The sequence below is a fragment of the uncultured Paraglaciecola sp. genome, assembly GCF_937123705.1.
In the GTDB taxonomy this organism is placed as follows: domain Bacteria; phylum Pseudomonadota; class Gammaproteobacteria; order Enterobacterales; family Alteromonadaceae; genus Paraglaciecola.
Map to the genome: position 1 here is coordinate 172,449 of NZ_CAKZKO010000037.1, position 16,722 is coordinate 189,170.

15 protein-coding genes and 1 tRNA gene are annotated in these 16,722 nt (G+C 41.0%); 9 read left to right on the top strand and 7 right to left on the bottom strand.

Annotated elements, in window-relative coordinates:
• Nucleotides 1-61: 61 nt before the first annotated feature.
• Nucleotides 62-718: a 7-cyano-7-deazaguanine synthase QueC gene (queC, locus tag Q0688_RS05825; RefSeq protein WP_299074078.1), complete on the top strand. Its 657-nt coding sequence runs from the start codon at nucleotides 62-64 to the stop codon at nucleotides 716-718.
• Nucleotides 719-778: 60 nt separating this feature from the next.
• Here queC and Q0688_RS05830 read toward each other — a convergent pair whose 3' ends face one another.
• The 7 genes from Q0688_RS05830 to Q0688_RS05860 all read right to left on the bottom strand — a co-directional run bounded on the left by Q0688_RS05830 (nucleotide 779) and on the right by Q0688_RS05860 (nucleotide 8,854).
• Nucleotides 779-1,258, bottom strand: a complete 480-nt coding sequence (locus Q0688_RS05830) for a TlpA disulfide reductase family protein (protein ID WP_299074079.1) — start codon at nucleotides 1,256-1,258, stop codon at nucleotides 779-781.
• Nucleotides 1,248-2,171, bottom strand: a complete 924-nt coding sequence (locus tag Q0688_RS05835) for a transporter (RefSeq protein ID WP_299074080.1) — start codon at nucleotides 2,169-2,171, stop codon at nucleotides 1,248-1,250. Before Q0688_RS05835 ends, Q0688_RS05830 begins: the two co-directional genes overlap by 11 nt.
• Before the next feature lie 15 nt (nucleotides 2,172-2,186).
• Nucleotides 2,187-3,266 (bottom strand): DUF3179 domain-containing protein, encoded by a 1,080-nt coding sequence (locus Q0688_RS05840; RefSeq protein WP_299074081.1) that lies wholly within the window; start codon nucleotides 3,264-3,266, stop codon nucleotides 2,187-2,189.
• Between the two features lie 144 nt (nucleotides 3,267-3,410).
• A complete protein-coding gene (locus tag Q0688_RS05845) occupies nucleotides 3,411-4,331 on the bottom strand; it encodes a LysR family transcriptional regulator (RefSeq protein WP_299074082.1) in 921 nt (306 codons plus the stop codon).
• A 145-nt stretch (nucleotides 4,332-4,476) separates the two neighbouring features.
• Complete coding sequence (locus tag Q0688_RS05850) at nucleotides 4,477-5,241, bottom strand: DUF6090 family protein (protein WP_299074083.1); 765 nt, start codon at nucleotides 5,239-5,241, stop codon at nucleotides 4,477-4,479.
• A 300-nt stretch (nucleotides 5,242-5,541) separates the two neighbouring features.
• Nucleotides 5,542-7,551: an excinuclease ABC subunit UvrB gene (uvrB, locus tag Q0688_RS05855; protein WP_299074084.1), complete on the bottom strand. Its 2,010-nt coding sequence runs from the start codon at nucleotides 7,549-7,551 to the stop codon at nucleotides 5,542-5,544.
• Complete coding sequence (locus tag Q0688_RS05860; protein ID WP_299074219.1) at nucleotides 7,544-8,854, bottom strand: MATE family efflux transporter; 1,311 nt, start codon at nucleotides 8,852-8,854, stop codon at nucleotides 7,544-7,546. Before Q0688_RS05860 ends, uvrB begins: the two co-directional genes overlap by 8 nt.
• Nucleotides 8,855-9,924: 1,070 nt before the next feature.
• Between Q0688_RS05860 and Q0688_RS05865 the strand changes: the two genes are divergently transcribed.
• From Q0688_RS05865 to nth, 8 genes are all read left to right on the top strand, one after another.
• Nucleotides 9,925-10,001, top strand: a tRNA-Asn gene (locus tag Q0688_RS05865).
• 172 nt (nucleotides 10,002-10,173) lie between these two features.
• On the top strand, nucleotides 10,174-10,755 hold the full coding sequence (gene rsxA, locus Q0688_RS05870) for an electron transport complex subunit RsxA (protein ID WP_293756416.1): 582 nt from the start codon (nucleotides 10,174-10,176) through the stop codon (nucleotides 10,753-10,755).
• The gene (gene rsxB / locus Q0688_RS05875; RefSeq protein WP_299074085.1) at nucleotides 10,755-11,321 is read left to right on the top strand and encodes an electron transport complex subunit RsxB; all 567 of its coding nucleotides are present in this window, start codon (nucleotides 10,755-10,757) and stop codon (nucleotides 11,319-11,321) included. The genes rsxA and rsxB overlap by 1 nt, the downstream gene beginning before the upstream one ends.
• Nucleotides 11,322-11,330: 9 nt before the next feature.
• Nucleotides 11,331-13,493, top strand: coding sequence for an electron transport complex subunit RsxC (rsxC, locus tag Q0688_RS05880; RefSeq protein WP_299074086.1), 2,163 nt, complete (start codon nucleotides 11,331-11,333; stop codon nucleotides 13,491-13,493).
• Nucleotides 13,493-14,587 (top strand): electron transport complex subunit RsxD, encoded by a 1,095-nt coding sequence (gene rsxD / locus Q0688_RS05885; protein ID WP_299074087.1) that lies wholly within the window; start codon nucleotides 13,493-13,495, stop codon nucleotides 14,585-14,587. Before rsxC ends, rsxD begins: the two co-directional genes overlap by 1 nt.
• A complete protein-coding gene (rsxG, locus tag Q0688_RS05890; protein ID WP_299074088.1) occupies nucleotides 14,584-15,285 on the top strand; it encodes an electron transport complex subunit RsxG in 702 nt (233 codons plus the stop codon). The genes rsxD and rsxG overlap by 4 nt, the downstream gene beginning before the upstream one ends.
• Nucleotides 15,278-15,976: an electron transport complex subunit E gene (locus Q0688_RS05895; protein ID WP_299074089.1), complete on the top strand. Its 699-nt coding sequence runs from the start codon at nucleotides 15,278-15,280 to the stop codon at nucleotides 15,974-15,976. Before rsxG ends, Q0688_RS05895 begins: the two co-directional genes overlap by 8 nt.
• 38 nt (nucleotides 15,977-16,014) lie before the next feature.
• Nucleotides 16,015-16,674 (top strand): endonuclease III, encoded by a 660-nt coding sequence (gene nth, locus Q0688_RS05900; RefSeq protein ID WP_299074090.1) that lies wholly within the window; start codon nucleotides 16,015-16,017, stop codon nucleotides 16,672-16,674.
• The last annotated feature ends 48 nt before the right edge of the window (nucleotides 16,675-16,722 follow it).

A 16,722-nucleotide genomic window follows, 5' to 3' on the forward strand; every position in this document is an offset into this window, starting at 1 on the left:
AATTTACCGTCAAATCACTTAAAATCACTGCTAATTAATTGATTATAAAGAAGCAAAGCCCATGTCACAAAAGGTAGTGGTAATTTTTTCCGGAGGAATGGACTCGTTTACAGTCTTAAACCTAGCAGTCAAACAAGGTTTAGAGGTGTTTGCCTTATCTTTTGATTATGGACAAAGGCACAAAAAGGAACTGGATTATGCCGCACGGGCCTGCCAATTGTTAGGTGTGCAGCATAAAATTGTGGATATATCAGCCATCAATCAACTCATTGGTGGCTCGTCTCTCACCTCAGATATTGAGGTGGCAGAAGGGCATTACGAAGAAGAAAGTATGAAAAGCACAGTGGTGCCTAATCGGAATATGATCTTATTATCGATGGCGGTGGGTTATGCAGTGTCGATAGATGCCAATAAAGTCTACTACGGTGCCCATTCTGGCGACCACGCTATATATCCCGATTGTCGTCCTGAATTTGTTCACAAGATGAATGACGTATGTGCCATAGCTAACTATGAAGCCGTTGAAATAGTTACCCCTTATCTTGAGGAAAGCAAGATAGCCATTTTAACCGCAGGATTAGAGATGGGGTTAGATTACAACCAAACTTGGACCTGCTATAACGGCCGCGATAAAGCCTGCGGTAAATGTGGCGCCTGTCAAGAACGCCTAGAAGCCTTTGCCAAAAATGGCGTGAATGATCCTTTGGAGTATGAATAGCGCAGATAAGGTTAGTTGTTAGTCGTTGTTGTTTTACGTAACGACTACCTACCTCTTGAGCTAGTTTGCCAACAATTGGCGAACTAGACGCTCTAATTTTTCGGCATCAGTGTCTTTAAAACCTAAGTGTCGATAGACTATCTGCCCTCGCCTATTAATAATAAATGAAACAGGCAATACCGAGGCTTGATACATTTTTGCAACGCTTAAGTCTTTGTCGTAGGCAATAGGAAAATCAAGCTGTAGCTGCTGTGCCATTAATATTCCTTCGGCCTTTACTTCATCAACATTCACAGAAACAACAGCAAAGTCATCGCCGAAAGTACGGGCCCAGTTTTTATATAACGGCAAGGCTTTGGCACAACTGCTGCACCAAGATGCCCAAAAATCGAGGTAGACAACTTTACCTTGATAGTCGCTTAAAGTAACTTGTTGGTTGTTTCTAATATCAGGTAAAGAAAAATTTTGAAGGGATATTTCTGCGGTGTGCCCAACCAAGCAATAGAACAAAAAAATAATAGGTAATCGCTTAAAACCCATAGCTAAAACCTAATGTTGCGGCGCTAGAGGTAGTAAATTGTAAGGCGCCTTGCAAATTTCGGTGGACAGGAATTCGTACTCCAAAATTAACCGCTGACTTATCATTTATGCGATATTGCACACTTGGAATAAAGTCCACCCAGGAGCCGCCTGTATTGGCTATATCATCTCCATTTCGTTCATCTGCTTGTGTGGTGCGGTATCTCAACTGAGCAGCAAAACCCCATTTTTCCATCATGGAATAACTGGCGCCTAACACAAGGTTAAATTCATTGCCGTTAGTATAGTTTCTGCGGTTTTCTTGATTGAAGCTGTAATGACTAGAAATGAAAATTTGGGTTTGCCCAGATTGCTCAAACGCATAACCCAGATATGCCCAAGTTAACGCACTGTAGCTGCCACTGCTAGGTTGTAGATCTTCGGAAACCGTGACACCATTTTCTTTGGCATCATCTTCACCCAAAGGGATCTTCACCCCCGCGCCTAGAGAATATTGCCATTTTGAAAATAGATCGATTTTCTTTGGGGTATATTTGAATAAAAGTAATCCATCACCTAAACCAGAGGCAGAAGAAAAGCTATTAGTGCTACTGCCAATCTCACGTTGATGATCGACATAACTAACCATAGTTGAAACCGACCAAAATTCGTTTATACCGTAGTCGGTTTGCACAATCATTGAATCGGTACTTCTATTGCGATTAGTTTCATCCTTAACTTCATCACTACCTGAATAAAGTCGGTTCATTTCATGTTGTTCATAGGAAACATTAACGAACCACTGCCGTTGTTCCACCGATGAAGAACTCATACTATTTAACAATGGAACACCAGCACAACTACAAGTTGCGCCAAAAGTATTGACACTATAGGTAGCCAAGCCAATAGCAGAAAACAATTGAGTTATTTTCATAATCTCTTTACTACTTCACTGGTAAATTGGGGCATCGGTAAAAAAAGCGGCCCATGCAAACCAAAAAGAAATATAACTAAAAGGAACCACAAGTTGCTCACCTTCACGAGGCCCAGTAACGGCCTTGCCATAAATATCCCATAGGTTGCCTTCGTTATCCGCCATAACAATAGGCAATTGGTTATATTCAGGGCTAAACTCTAGAACAGTACCATCACTAAGTTGCCTCTCAAACGCTACCGCATATTTATCATCCTGACTGCCTACAATAACAACCTTTTTACTGGAAACTGAATCGTTAATCACTTCGAGATCAATGGAAAATTCCGAAATATTATAGGCTTTTGTGGCACTACCCACTCTAATTCCTAAAATACGCGCTTTTTTATGTAATCTCTCATCTTCAACATTTTTTACAACAAAGAGTAATCTTGGATTTGTTAGATAATTTCCATAGGGGTATTCGTCATAATTTCGACTAAACCCGGTATCTTCACTTAGGACTTCAGCTTGGGGAAACATCATTTTAAATTTTTCCCAAGTCGTTTCGACAATAGGTTTTGGCGTAGCAGAATTACCTGACAAGGCGCCATTTGCGCTCTTCATTAACATTTGAGGCCAATGACTATCGGTTGCTCGGTCGTATAAGATCAAATTTGAGTTATATAAAAGTCCCGAAACGCCAAACTCTGTATTGCCTGTTTGGTTATCAATATTCCAAGCCATAGCCGATCCTGTTAATGGACAATAACTTAAAACAAAGTGCTCATCAGCAATACTGTCATTGACCACTTCGTGCCAATTAAGAATTTTATGTGGATACCCCTTTACTTGGTCACCTATTTTAAGGGCCACAATTAGATCAGAGGCAAACATGAAATTGGTTTCTTCGATACTTTGAAAACTAGGTTGGTCTAAAGAGGGAATGCCATCTTTTCCTGGGCCCCCATCTTGAATGAAATCCGTATCTATGGTCCAACGACTGCTCGAATTATCATTACTTGAAATAGTACTGCCTTCATTTGAATCTCCAGAGCCACCACAAGACAGAAGCAAAACGGTTAAACAGCCCATAATAGATATTTTGTTCTTCAACTTTATGCACCTGCTATTTGTTGTATAGGATGAGACCGAAGCAAATAAATTTAACTTTCATTGCAATAAAAGCAAACCAAAGAATATTAAAAAGCCGCGACAAGGCGGCTATATTGCAAAACTTTATATTTAGTGAAATTGGTTTTATTTATCTACTTGCTGAATAAAGTAGCTAATTTCCTTAATTAAATGCCGTAACACAGGATTTAAGCGGGTATTTTTACCGTTCATTACAAATAAGTCGTGGTTAAATTCGAACAAGCCTTTACCTACAGGAACCAGGCCAAGGCCCGCCGCTTGATTGGTTAGTACATAGTCGGGCAATAAGCCAACATACTCTCCCGTCATAATGGCAGACAGACAACCATCATATGAATCAGAAAAGGTTTGAATGGCCATACGTGTGTCGTCAGATATGTAATTGGCAGAGGAAAGACCAGAAATGCCGATGGCAGGATAGTCTTCAATTTTAATATTATTTGGAAGGCCATCACGATACTTAGCAAGCACATGAGACGGAGCACAATATAAACGCCCTTTGCACGTTACATCCACAGGGTGAAAAGTGACTGACTCTGGCTTCATCATATCGTAAGTGGATAGCACTAAATGACACTCACCAGATAAGGCCACATGCTCCACTTCGTTATACAAACGAGTTTGAATATTCACATGAATATCATTGAACTTTTTCATGGTGCTTTTAACGGCCTTACTCACAGATAAATGGTAAGAAAGTGGCAATCCCGCCATCATCACAAGCGTAATATGGCCAGAATAATCGTCATGTAAACTTTTTAGATTAAAAACAAAATTATCGAAAGAATTAAAGATCCGTTTGGTCTCTTGAAAAACCACCTCACCTTCTTTGGTCATCTGAAAGCCACCTCGACCACGATGACATAGCACTAAGTCTAGTCGTTCTTCGAGCTTTTTAATGGCGGCGCTAATGTTGGGACGTTGCATTCTAAGGACTGGCTCAGCGGCGGTGAAGCCATTGCATGAAGCCACCGCATAAAAAACGCGTAATAACTTTATATCGGATTCTTGTAGGCGATTTAACATTTCAGCACCACTTATAGGTATAGTTCTTTATACTAATGTACATAGTAGAAAACACCAAAGGGGATTACAATGTAAATTTTACCGAAAAATAAAATTGCCCTAAATTAATGCCATTGCATCTAAAAAGGTGTTGTAGGTACTTTCGTTATTTATGCTTCTTTTTTTCAATCAATGACAGTATTTTATCGGATGAAGTAATCAAATTGTTGTAAAAATTTTCTAAAGCAACAGTTTGGTAATATCGAGAGACTAATAGAGCTTCTAACATTTTGTCGTTAAGAAACTGCTCATTATTTATTATTGAAGTAGGTCTTGGATCATTTTTATAGAATGTAGCAATGAACTCCCATTCATTATTTTTTTGAAACATCGATGGATAATTTTTATTTATATACGGCTCGTATTTCGATTGTATTTGAGTGTTAGAAATATGTTCTCTTTCTTTGGTTTTTTCAATCAACGAATAATAGTCAAGAATAGCGGTTCTCAATTTGTTGTTTAAAGCAGGTATTTCATTTGACTGATTAATTATTTCAATTGCGTTAGTATTTGGGCTAAATTTGAATTCTAGTTGCAACATAGACAAATATTTCTTTAGCTGGATATCTATCATTGGCTTTATTGTCATCATTTGAGACATCGCAGAATCTGCTGCTAATTTGCTTTCAATGATTTTCTTCTTTAAATCTTTTAGCTGTATTTGGTCTTCAGTTAAATTCTGATTCAGTATTTCAAGATGATCATCTATCGATTTATCCTGCTTGACTTGCTCATTCCAATTATTGATTTGCAGAGCAATCAAAATTCCGAAAACAACAAGAACAATTTCTCCAAACGCATATTTGAGATACTTTCCAGTTTTGCTTTCCAAAAGCAAATTTTGTCTAATTTTTCTAAAAAATCTGATCATTGGTTACAGGTTCCTGATAATGAAAAAGCTTGTTGGCTAAGCAGCGCGAAGCGCCAGCCAATGAGTAATGGTTCCAGCGAGCTTGCAAGCCAAATTATGTTTTTTGTTAGCTGTGCTCGCTCAATTAACTCTATGAGAATCGTGTAAGAAGATATAATGTCAAATAAATTAGTATTAGCTGAGATAATTCAACAGAAACTTTAAACAAATTGCTAATACCAATCTCCATAAACTCTGGCTTCTAGATTAATATAATATTTTCAGGCATTTTTCACCCAAGATTTAAGGCAAAAGATATTCCTAAGAGTTTTTCACTATTTGTGCGCGATATGCTTCTATTTCATCCCGTAGGCTTGCGGCTTTTTCAAACTCTAAATCTTTTGCCGCTTTAAACATGACTTTTTCTAACTCGGTGATTTTTTGCAAAATTTGCGGAGTGCTTAATGACTGATATTTTTTACTGTTCTCGGCCACCAGTCTTAGTTTCACTTTGCTGTCAGAGCTGCCATCGCCTACATCCATAATATCGGTAATAGGCTTGATTAATTGCGTTGGGGTTATGCCATGTTCCAGATTATAGGCTCGTTGAATATCTCGTCTTCTGTCAATCTCATCCATAGCACGTTGCATCGAGCCAGTTATTCTATCGCCATACATAATAGCACGGCCATTAATGTGTCTAGCGGCTCGGCCCATGGTTTGAATTAAGGATTTATCTGAGCGTAAAAAGCCTTCCTTGTCGGCATCGAGAATAGCTACCAGCGATACCTCTGGCATGTCTAGCCCTTCTCTGAGTAGATTGATCCCCACCAGCACATCAAATTTCCCAATCCGTAAATCGCGGATAATTTCAATGCGCTCAACTGTGTCGATATCGGAATGTAAATACCGCGCTTTTATGCCGTGCTCGTCTAGGTAATCACTTAAGTCTTCGGACATACGTTTAGTTAATGTGGTCACTAGCACCCGTTCATTTAGGCCAATACATTTATTGATTTCAGACAATAAATCATCCACTTGAGTGGCCACTGGGCGAATTTCAATTTCTGGATCGAGCAAACCTGTGGGGCGCACCAGTTGCTCAACTATGTCGTCGGGCGCTGCTTCTAGTTCAAATTTACCCGGTGTTGCCGATACATAAATCGTTTGCGGGGTGATTTGTTCAAATTCTTCAAACTTTAAAGGTCGGTTGTCTAGTGCCGATGGCAATCTAAACCCATATTCAACTAAGGTTTCTTTGCGAGAGCGATCACCTTTATACATAGCGCCAATTTGCGATACGGTAACGTGAGACTCATCGATAAACATCAGGCCGTCGGCTGGAAAATAATCGATTAGAGTAGGAGGTGGATCCCCAGGATTACGACCCGACAAATAGCGGGAGTAGTTTTCAATGCCTGAGCAATAGCCCAACTCTTGCATCATTTCTATATCAAATTGGCAACGCTGAGACACACGTTGCTCTTCGACTAATTTATTAACAGATTTAAGTTGTTCGCGCCTTTCTTTTAGTTCAACCTTGATATGCTCAATCGCTCCCAAGATTTTTTCTCTGGGTGTGACATAATGGGTTTTCGGAAAAACCGTTGCACGGGTTACTGTTTTTTCAACGGCTCCGGTAAGTGGGTCGAAAATACTAATACGCTCCACTTCTTCATCGAACAATTCGACTCTAATGCCGTGACGTTCTGAATCGGCGGGAAATACATCTATTACATCGCCGCGCACCCTAAAAGTACCCCGCTCGAAAGCCACATCATTTCGAGTATATTGGATCTCTGCTAAACGCCTTAAGATATCCCGTTGATTCATAATGTCGCCTTGGCGAAAATGCACCAACATTTTCATATAAGACTCAGGATCGCCCAATCCATAGATAGCCGACACACTGGACACTATAATTACGTCGCGCCTTTCCATCAGTGATTTAGTGGCGGATAATCGCATTTGCTCGATATGCTCGTTGATCGAGGCATCCTTCTCTATAAAGGTATCGCTGGAAGGGACATAGGCTTCGGGCTGGTAATAATCATAATAAGAAACAAAATATTCCACTGCATTATTGGGGAAAAACTCTTTCATCTCACCATAAAGCTGGGCGGCTAGGGTTTTATTATGCGCCAATATCAGCGTTGGCCGTTGCACTTTTTCAATGACATTGGCCATAGTAAAAGTCTTACCCGAACCAGTGACACCTAATAGTATTTGTCGCGCAAGACCATCGTCTAAGCCTTCAACTAAGGCATCAATTGCTTTAGGTTGATCACCTGCCGGTGAATAATTTGAAGATATTTCAAAGGCTCTACTCATATTTACTCAATACACCCTGTTCAAATCGAGAAGTAATGATGCGCTTACACCATACATAAGCAATACACCCAACCACCAAGTTGGCCACAACACCGGCCCAAAATAGCCCAAGCAAATCAAACCAATAGCTGCCAATCAAAGAAAAAGGCACAAAAAACAAAAATAAGCGCACAACACTTAAAGAGACTGCAGACATAGGCATGTGCATGGCGTTAAAGGATGAGTTGGTCAAAATGGTGACTCCTTGAAACCCATATCCCAGAGGTACAATGATTAGAAATAGAACTATGGTTGAAGCCACCTCTGGCTCGTTGGTAAATATGTTAGCGAGCACTCCTGATAACAGTGCAATCACCACGAAAACAATCAGTTGCCATACAATCACAAACTTGACACATAAACTATAGGCTTGCCCTGCACGAGCTAGTTGGTTAGCTCCAAAATTTTGACTGATAAAAGGCGGCAATGACATAGACAAAGACAGCACCACTATGCTGGCAATAGACTCTAATCGGCCCCCTACGCCCCATGCAGCTACCGCCTCAGGTCCATATCCTGCGACTATAGCAGTGACAACACCTGCAGCAATGGGGGTGAGCATATTAGCAGCAGAAGCAGGCAGTCCAATCTTCAAAATACCGCCTGTACTACGTTTAAACTGGTGCCAATTAAGCAATTTGGTTTCGATCATATTGCGCTCGACAGCCAATATATACAAAATATAAAATAACCCCACTGCCCAAGCGACAAGAGTCGATATTGCCGCACCTTGGATACCGAAAGCGGGTACTGGCCCCCAGCCAAATATCAATAACGGGTCCAGTACAACATTAATAAGGCCACCTAACGCCATCACTAAGCTAGGTGTTTTAGTATCGCCAGATGCGCGCAGCACACTATTTCCTACCATAGGCATAGCTAAAAACACACCAGCTGCATACCACACCAACATGTATTCCTTGATTAAAACCAACAAAGGTTCTTCAGCGCCCATCAAACGAAAAATAGGCTCAATCGTGTAGACGCCTATAATGGCCAAAACAATCGCCAACACCATAGTTAACATCAATGCGCCCGTTGCGGTTTCTTTAGCCTGCTGGTACTTCTTCTGTCCTAGTAATTTGGCAATAATGGCAGAAGTACCTATTCCTAAGCCAATATTTAAACTTATTACGGTGAAAGTAACGGGGAAGGTAAAACTAATAGCTGCCAGCTCTTGTGTACCCAACATACCAATAAAAAACGTATCAACTAGCCCAAAGGTCATCAATACGACCATACCCACTATCATAGGCAAGGTCATTTTTCGCAATGTGCTTGCTATATCATTATTCAGCAAATCTGCAGGAGGCGCTTTTTTAGTGCTTGAGGTCAACCTTGTGCTCTCTCTTAAATGAAGGTATTGGTGGGTAAGCTACTTTACAAGCTCAAAATCACATAATGACGTTTTTTATCTTAAAATTTTGACTCACCCTACTGACATCATCACTAGGATTTAGCTTGGTCTATAATACGCGATTTTCAGCTCAGTATTATTATATTTTCTGAAATTTATGTTGCAGAATTGTTAATACATGTAACATCCTAACCTGTACCTTTTTAAATACACTTATCTGTCTATTTATTGACGCCTTAGGGCTTAGTGAAGCTATTTATAGAAAAGTAATCTAGAGTGATTTGAAAATAATCAATTTTAAACTTCGAATTAATTTGGCTGCTTTTAACATATTTTTGCTTTTCTCTTTAAAAACAACACACAAGCATAATTCCACACTTTTTATTATTTTTTTTCACTTTTCTTATAACCACTAAAAATTTCGTATCATCTTGTTTTTAAATGTTTTTTTAAACAATTAAAATATTTTTCGTATCACGTCTTGACATTGAATCAATGCTTGTTCTTTTTCTACCAACAGTTTAATCCACAAACTTATCCACAAGTTTCGTGGATAACTGCCTTTATCCTTTAGATGGCGTACTATCGCAACATCTAATCTTTTTTTTTAGTTGGTAGTCACTAACCTTTTGCATCGCCAAGCAAGGTGACACTTTTATTAAACACTGGCATTTTATACAGCATTCAATAAATCATTAATAACAATTAGCTATAAAGAAATCAAAAAATGGTCTTTGGTTTAAGATGCCATTAACAATTCCAAATAGTTAGATTTGAGGGCAGTTACACAGTACCAAACTTAATAAATGGCCAATACTTGTCGATTCTATAACCGTTTAGAAATTTTTAGCGAAAAACCTTACTTTGAGTGTTGACAGAGAGCGGTATGCTCATTAAGATTCGCCCCCGTTGAAAAGCAGCTTGGTTTAGACAAAATGTTTACTACTAAGTTATATTTTTAACTATAAGTATAGTGTTCCCCCTTAGCTCAGCTGGTTAGAGCGACGGACTGTTAATCCGCAGGTCCCCTGTTCGAGTCGGGGAGGGGGAGCCAATTCAGATCTCTATATTCCAAGTAAACTCCTCTGTTATTATTGATAGTTATCGACTTTTATTTCGATAATAAACACCTTTTCTCATTAAACTTTTAAATATCAAGTTGTTAATGACCTCTTAAAGAAAGATAATAGCAAGGTATTTTTAACTCCTGGCAACGAACCATTTTCATGACCGAATTTTTACTCTTATTAATTGGCACAGTACTGGTGAACAATTTCGTGTTGGTTCAATTTCTAGGTCTATGCCCTTTTATGGGGGTATCAGGAAAACTAGAAACAGCTATAGGCATGTCTATGGCGACGACTTTTGTGCTAACCCTAGCGTCGCTTTCTAGTTATTTGGTTGAACATTATATATTGTTACCTCTTGGCATTGGCTATCTACGTACCTTAAGCTTTATTCTTGTTATCGCCGTAGTGGTGCAATTTACTGAGATGGTGGTTCATAAAACCAGCCCCACCTTATATCGATTGCTCGGGATATTTTTACCCCTTATTACGACTAATTGTGCGGTGTTAGGAGTCGCATTGCTCAATATCAACCAACAACATAATTTTGTTGAGTCGGTTATCTATGGATTTGGTGCCGCTGTGGGCTTTTCTTTAGTATTGATATTATTTTCTGCCATGCGTGAACGTCTAGCTGTAGCCGATGTACCTAAGCCTTTTAAAGGTGCTTCTATAGGTATGATTACTGCTGGACTCATGTCTCTTGCCTTTATGGGCTTCACTGGTTTGGTTAAGTTTTAATGTCTCTTGGTTTTGCTATTTTAACGGCTTTATTAGCCATAGGCCTGTTGGCTCTTGTTTTCGGAGGAGTGCTAGGTTTTGCCTCTATAAAATTTAAAGTAGAGAGTGATCCTTTGGTCGATCAAATCGACCAAGTATTACCACAAACTCAATGTGGCCAATGTGGCTATCCCGGTTGTAAACCTTATGCCCAAGCCATAGCCGACGGCGATGAAATCAACAAATGCCCGCCCGGTGGTGATGTAACCATAAAAAAACTAGCCGATTTAATGGGCGTTGAGCCTATATCTTTAGATGCCGCACATGGTGAAGAAGATATTAAGAAAGTCGCTTTTATACGTGAAGACGAGTGTATTGGCTGCACAAAATGCATTCAAGCTTGCCCAGTTGACGCCATATTAGGCGCGGCCAAACAAATGCACACTATTATAGTTGATGAGTGCACCGGTTGTGATTTATGTGTCGATCCCTGCCCCGTTGATTGCATCGACATGGTACCTGTACCCACTCATTCAACTTCTTGGCGTTGGGATCTCAAGCACATTCCTATCAAGCAGATAGGTTAGATTAATACCATGCATAATAGCTACGACAACATTATTGAAAAACTAAACAATCATGAGCTATGGGATTTTCCTGGTGGCGTGTTTCCTGCAGAGCGTAAAACCCTGTCGAATCAAATACCCATTGCAAAGCTCCCCATTCCTGAGCAGCTATATGTCACAGTTAAACAGCATATTGGCGTTGAAGGTCATGTAATAGTTGAGTTAGGGCAAAAGGTACTTAAAGGCCAAGCCTTGACCAAAAGTATGAATCCATTTGCGGTGCCCGTACATGCCCCTACGTCTGGTGAAGTCACTGCTATTCATAACCATGTCTCCGCACATCCGTCAGGTTTGCCCGAGCTAACAGTGCAAATAACCAGTGATCAACAGGATACCTGGACCGAATTGAGCCCACTCATTGATTATCAAAATCAGCCTAAAATGCAATTACTCACGGCTATATGTGAAGCCGGCATTAGTGGCATGGGCGGCGCGGGTTTCCCAACTCATATAAAGTCATCACCCAAGAAAAACGTCGAATTTTTAATTATCAATGGCATTGAGTGCGAGCCCTACATTACCTCTGATGATCGTTTAATGCGCGAACATGCTTGGCAAGTTCGACAGGGAATAGACGTTTTGTGCCATCTACTGGAGCCCAAGCACGTCATAATTGGTATTGAAGCTAACAAACCCGAAGCCATAGAAGCGATGCAAGTCGCCTGTCGCGAAAACCCCAACTATAGAGTGTGTGATCTGCCAACTAAATACCCTACTGGTGGAGAAAAACAACTTATTCAGGTGCTAACGGGCAGAGAAGTACCAGCTAACGGTTTGCCTATAGATGTGGGCGTAATCATGCACAATGTGGGGACTTGCTTTGCTATTGCAGACGCAGTGTTTGCAGGCAAACCATTAGTTGAACGAGTGGTTACTGTCACAGGAGAAGCCATAACAAAGCCCGGTAATTTTTGGGCCATGATTGGTAGCCCTATTGCACACCTTTTAAACCATACTGAATTCAAACCAGAGCGCCAGAAACAAGCCAATATTATTATGGGCGGCCCTATGATGGGCTTTAGCCTCACCAGTGACTTAGTACCTGTGGTAAAAACCACAAACTGTATTTTGGCGCCAAACGACAACGAAATCTCTCATAACAACGAACAACCCTGTATTCGCTGTGGAGCTTGTGCCGATGCCTGCCCTGCCAGCTTGTTGCCACAACAGTTATTTTGGCATGCCAAAGCAAAAGAATTAGATAAGGCCCAAGAATACAATCTATTTGATTGTATTGAATGTGGTGCCTGCGCTTACGTTTGTCCTAGCGAAATTCCTCTGGTTCACTATTATCGCATTGCCAAGTCTGACATTAAATTAGAGCAGGACGAAAAACAAAAATCTGATAAAGCAAGAGTGCGATTTGAAAAACGTGAAGCTCGGTTGATCGCCGAACAGCAAGCCAGAGACGAAAAGCACCGTTTAGCAGCAGAGGCTAGAAAACAAGCCATGGCAACTAATGGCAGCAACGCCAAAGACAAAATTGCAGCGGCTTTAGCCAGAGCAAAAGCTAAGAAACAATCAACCGACTCGCCGAACGAGCAGTCAGTAGCGCCATCTGAGGTCGTCACAAACACTTCATCAGAGCATAAACAAAGTACAGATACACCTTCAAAGGCGGCGAGTTCAAATCAGCGGGTGCAAGCAGCCATTGCCCGCGCAAAAGCCAAAAAGGCAGCGGCAGAAACCAGTAAAATTGATTCAGACTTAGCCTCTCAAGGTTCAAACGACACAACTAGCCCTGTCGCAAGCAAAGGTAAAGTTCAGCTTGAAGATAAGGCAACCCAAGAAAAAAGCACGCAACCCGCATCTATCCCAAAAAGCACCACTAAAAAAGTGTTGGCGAAAACCAGCAAACAACCAGAAGCAACTGACAACAAACAAGCTAAGATAGCGGCGGCTGTAGCAAAAGCGAAAGCAAAACGAGAAGCACAAAAAGCGGCCAACTCGAAAGACACCTCGACTCCCAAGCCCATTTCAAAAGGGCAAGACTCGCAGCCTGATATATCTGAAGAGCCAACACAAGCACAACAAATAGAAGCAAAAAAACGCAAAATAGCCGCGGCAGTAGCGAAAGCCAAAGCCAAAAAAGCGGCTGAAAAAGCCGCAATGAATAAGGCAGATAAATCCTGATGACATTTCGATTAGCCAGCTCTCCTCATCAACATATTCGCCGCAGTACCGGCCAAGTGATGCGATTAGTTATGTTTGCGTTGATACCTGGCATTTTATTGCAAACTTGGTTCTTTGGATGGGGCACTATCATTCAGATAGTTTTAGCCGTTATGACAGCTGTGGTTACAGAAGCGGCCATTTTAGAAATACGAAAACGTGATTTCGAGCGCGCTATAAAAGATAATAGTGCCATCTTAACGGCCATATTACTGGCCATTAGCATTCCTCCTTTCGCACCTTGGTGGATAGTGGTGATAGGGACTTTTTTCGCGATCGCCATAGTCAAACAATTGTATGGCGGTCTGGGTTTTAATGTATTTAACCCTGCCATGGCGGCTTATGTGATGCTCTTGGTCTCATTTCCAGTGCAAATGACTCAATGGTTACCCCCTATGGACTTGGCGCAGTACAGCCATAATTTTATGGATGACGTAAATGCTATATTTACAGAATTCAGTGTCGAAGGCTTTAGCCTGACGCAGCTAAATACCGGGTTTGATGGCGTAACTATGGCGACTGGGCTCGATACCGTTAAAACCGGATTGGCTCAAGGATTCACATATTCAGAAACAATTGAGTTTCCCATATTTGATAGTGTCATAATAGGGCTTGGAGTGGCATCCAGTTGGATTGCAGCAGGTTATTTACTTGGCGGGCTTTTTTTACTGAAACAAAAAGTCATTAACTGGCATATTCCCCTCAGCATGATTGCCGGATTATGTATTTGCGCGCTATTGATGTCTTTGGTTGATGCCGACTTACATCCTTCGAGTCTTTTTCACTTATTCAACGGTAGCATTATTATTGGTGCGTTCTTTATTGCCACCGACCCGGTATCGGCATCGACAACCAATAAAGGTAGAATAATTTTTGGCGCAGCTATTGGTATATGGGTGTACTTGATAAGAACCTGGGGCGGTTACCCTGATGCCGTAGCCTTCGCAGTATTGATCATGAATATGGCGGTACCTTTGATTGACTATTATACCCGCCCACGTACCTATGGCCATGCCAGCAACAAGGCAAAATCAGCAAACAAGGTCCAGCCATGACAACAAACATCCAGCAAACTATGATTAGAAATGGACTCATTTTAGCCTTGTTTGCCATAGTCACAACTGGACTAATTGCGTTGACCTACTTTGGTACCAAAGATCAAATAGCTCGCCAGCAACAACAAAAATTGTTATCCATTCTAAATGCCGTTATTGATAAAAACAGTTATGACAATGCTATTCACCTAGATTGCGCCTTATTCACATCAAATCAGCTATTAGGCTCAGATACGCCACAGCACATATACCGTGCCAGCAAAGCAGGAAAAAGCGTCGCCGCTGCCATAGAAACCACTGCAACTGATGGCTACAACGGTAAAATTCACTTGGTTGTTGGGCTAACTAAAACACCAGAGAACACAGTCGTCATTTCAGGTGTCAGGGTGCTGGAGCACAAAGAAACACCGGGCTTAGGTGACAAAATAGATTTGAGGATCAACGACTGGGTACTGGACTTCAACCAACAAGTTTATCATCAAGACAATGAATCCATTTGGGCGGTTAAAAAAGACGGCGGACAGTTTGACCAATTTACTGGCGCCACCATTACGCCAAGAGCAGTAGTCAAAGCAGTCAAGCATAGTGCAGAGTATTATCTCGCCAACCAGGCCGCTATATTTGAAGCAGACAACGCATGCTCTAACAGTGCGGTTATCAATGCTTCTGTTGTTCAAGAGGTAGAAGCTAGTGAATGAATTTAAAGAATTAAGTTGGCAAGGGCTATGGAAGAACAACCCCGCCTTAGTACAATTATTAGGTCTGTGTCCCTTACTTGCGGTAACCGCCACTATCACCAATGGCTTAGGCCTAGGGCTGGCTACTACGCTGGTGCTGATAGGCTCCAATACGACTGTTTCAATCATACGTAATTGGGTGCCAAGTGAGATCCGTATCCCCATTTTTGTGATGATCATCGCCGCCTTTGTGACCATAGTGCAGCTGTTGATGAATGCTTATACTTTTACCCTATATCAAGCATTAGGCATTTTTATCCCACTAATAGTGACTAATTGCGCCATTATCGGACGGGCCGAAGCTTATGCTTCTAAAAATACTATTGGTAAATCCGCATTTGATGGTTTGATGATGGGATTAGGTTTTTCTGTAGTGCTGGTATTATTAGGCGCAATGCGAGAGTTATTAGGCTACGGCACCTTATTTGACGGCGCTAACCTATTGTTAGGTGACTGGGCAACTAGCTTAAAAATCACCGTATTTGAAACCGAAAGCCCATTTTTATTAGCGATTTTACCACCCGGTGCATTTTTATGTATGGGCCTGTTGATAGCCCTTAAAAATGTATTAGATAGTCATATGGAACGTTTATTTGCCGCTAAAACTGAAGAAAAAGTGGTACAGCGGGCACGGGTTACCACCGAGACCTAAGAGCTTCTAGCTCCTTTAGAGAATTAAACGATAATAAAATGAATAAAACCAAACGTTTAGAAATATTAACTCGGTTACGAGACGACAATCCACATCCTACTACTGAACTTAATTTCAGTTCACCCTTTGAATTATTGATCGCAGTTTTACTCTCCGCTCAGGCTACCGATGTAGGCGTAAATAAAGCGACTGCTAAGTTATACCCAGTCGCCAACACGCCACAAGCAATATTAGATTTGGGGTTGAATGGCTTAAAGTCATACATTAAAACCATTGGTTTATTTAATACTAAAGCCGTCAACACTCTAAAAACCTGCCAAATGTTAGTGGACTTACATGGCGGCCAAGTACCCGAAGACAGGGAGGCCTTAGAATCCCTGCCAGGAGTAGGCCGCAAAACCGCTAACGTGGTACTCAATACCGCTTTTGGCTGGCTAAAAGATAATGAAGGTAGATACTTCATAGCGGTCGACACGCACATTCAAAGAGTCGCTAATCGCACGGGTTATGCCAAAGGAAAGACGGTTGAAGAAACCGAACAAAACATCATTAAGAACACCCCTAACAAAACTGAATTTATGTATGACCTGCACCATTGGTTGATACTACATGGCAGGTATACATGCATTGCCAGAAAGCCTAGATGTGGTTCTTGTATTATCGAAGACTTGTGTGAGTTTAAGGATAAAACCGAATAACATGAATTCAAAGTAGTTATCTCAACACCACTTTGATATCTTAGATTC

What these genes read in the sequence shown, in the direction of transcription:
- queC (WP_299074078.1), top strand. Translation starts at nt 62, where the DNA reads ATGTCACAAAAGGTAGTGGTAATTTTTTCCGGAGGAATGGACTCGTTT.
- Q0688_RS05830 (WP_299074079.1), bottom strand. Translation starts at nt 1,258, where the DNA reads ATGGGTTTTAAGCGATTACCTATTATTTTTTTGTTCTATTGCTTGGTT.
- Q0688_RS05835 (WP_299074080.1), bottom strand. Translation starts at nt 2,171, where the DNA reads ATGAAAATAACTCAATTGTTTTCTGCTATTGGCTTGGCTACCTATAGT.
- Q0688_RS05845 (WP_299074082.1), bottom strand. Translation starts at nt 4,331, where the DNA reads ATGTTAAATCGCCTACAAGAATCCGATATAAAGTTATTACGCGTTTTT.
- Q0688_RS05850 (WP_299074083.1), bottom strand. Translation starts at nt 5,241, where the DNA reads ATGATCAGATTTTTTAGAAAAATTAGACAAAATTTGCTTTTGGAAAGC.
- uvrB (WP_299074084.1), bottom strand. Translation starts at nt 7,551, where the DNA reads ATGAGTAGAGCCTTTGAAATATCTTCAAATTATTCACCGGCAGGTGAT.
- Q0688_RS05860 (WP_299074219.1), bottom strand. Translation starts at nt 8,854, where the DNA reads ATGACCTTGCCTATGATAGTGGGTATGGTCGTATTGATGACCTTTGGG.
- rsxA (WP_293756416.1), top strand. Translation starts at nt 10,174, where the DNA reads ATGACCGAATTTTTACTCTTATTAATTGGCACAGTACTGGTGAACAAT.
- rsxB (WP_299074085.1), top strand. Translation starts at nt 10,755, where the DNA reads ATGTCTCTTGGTTTTGCTATTTTAACGGCTTTATTAGCCATAGGCCTG.
- rsxC (WP_299074086.1), top strand. Translation starts at nt 11,331, where the DNA reads ATGCATAATAGCTACGACAACATTATTGAAAAACTAAACAATCATGAG.
- rsxD (WP_299074087.1), top strand. Translation starts at nt 13,493, where the DNA reads ATGACATTTCGATTAGCCAGCTCTCCTCATCAACATATTCGCCGCAGT.
- rsxG (WP_299074088.1), top strand. Translation starts at nt 14,584, where the DNA reads ATGACAACAAACATCCAGCAAACTATGATTAGAAATGGACTCATTTTA.
- nth (WP_299074090.1), top strand. Translation starts at nt 16,015, where the DNA reads ATGAATAAAACCAAACGTTTAGAAATATTAACTCGGTTACGAGACGAC.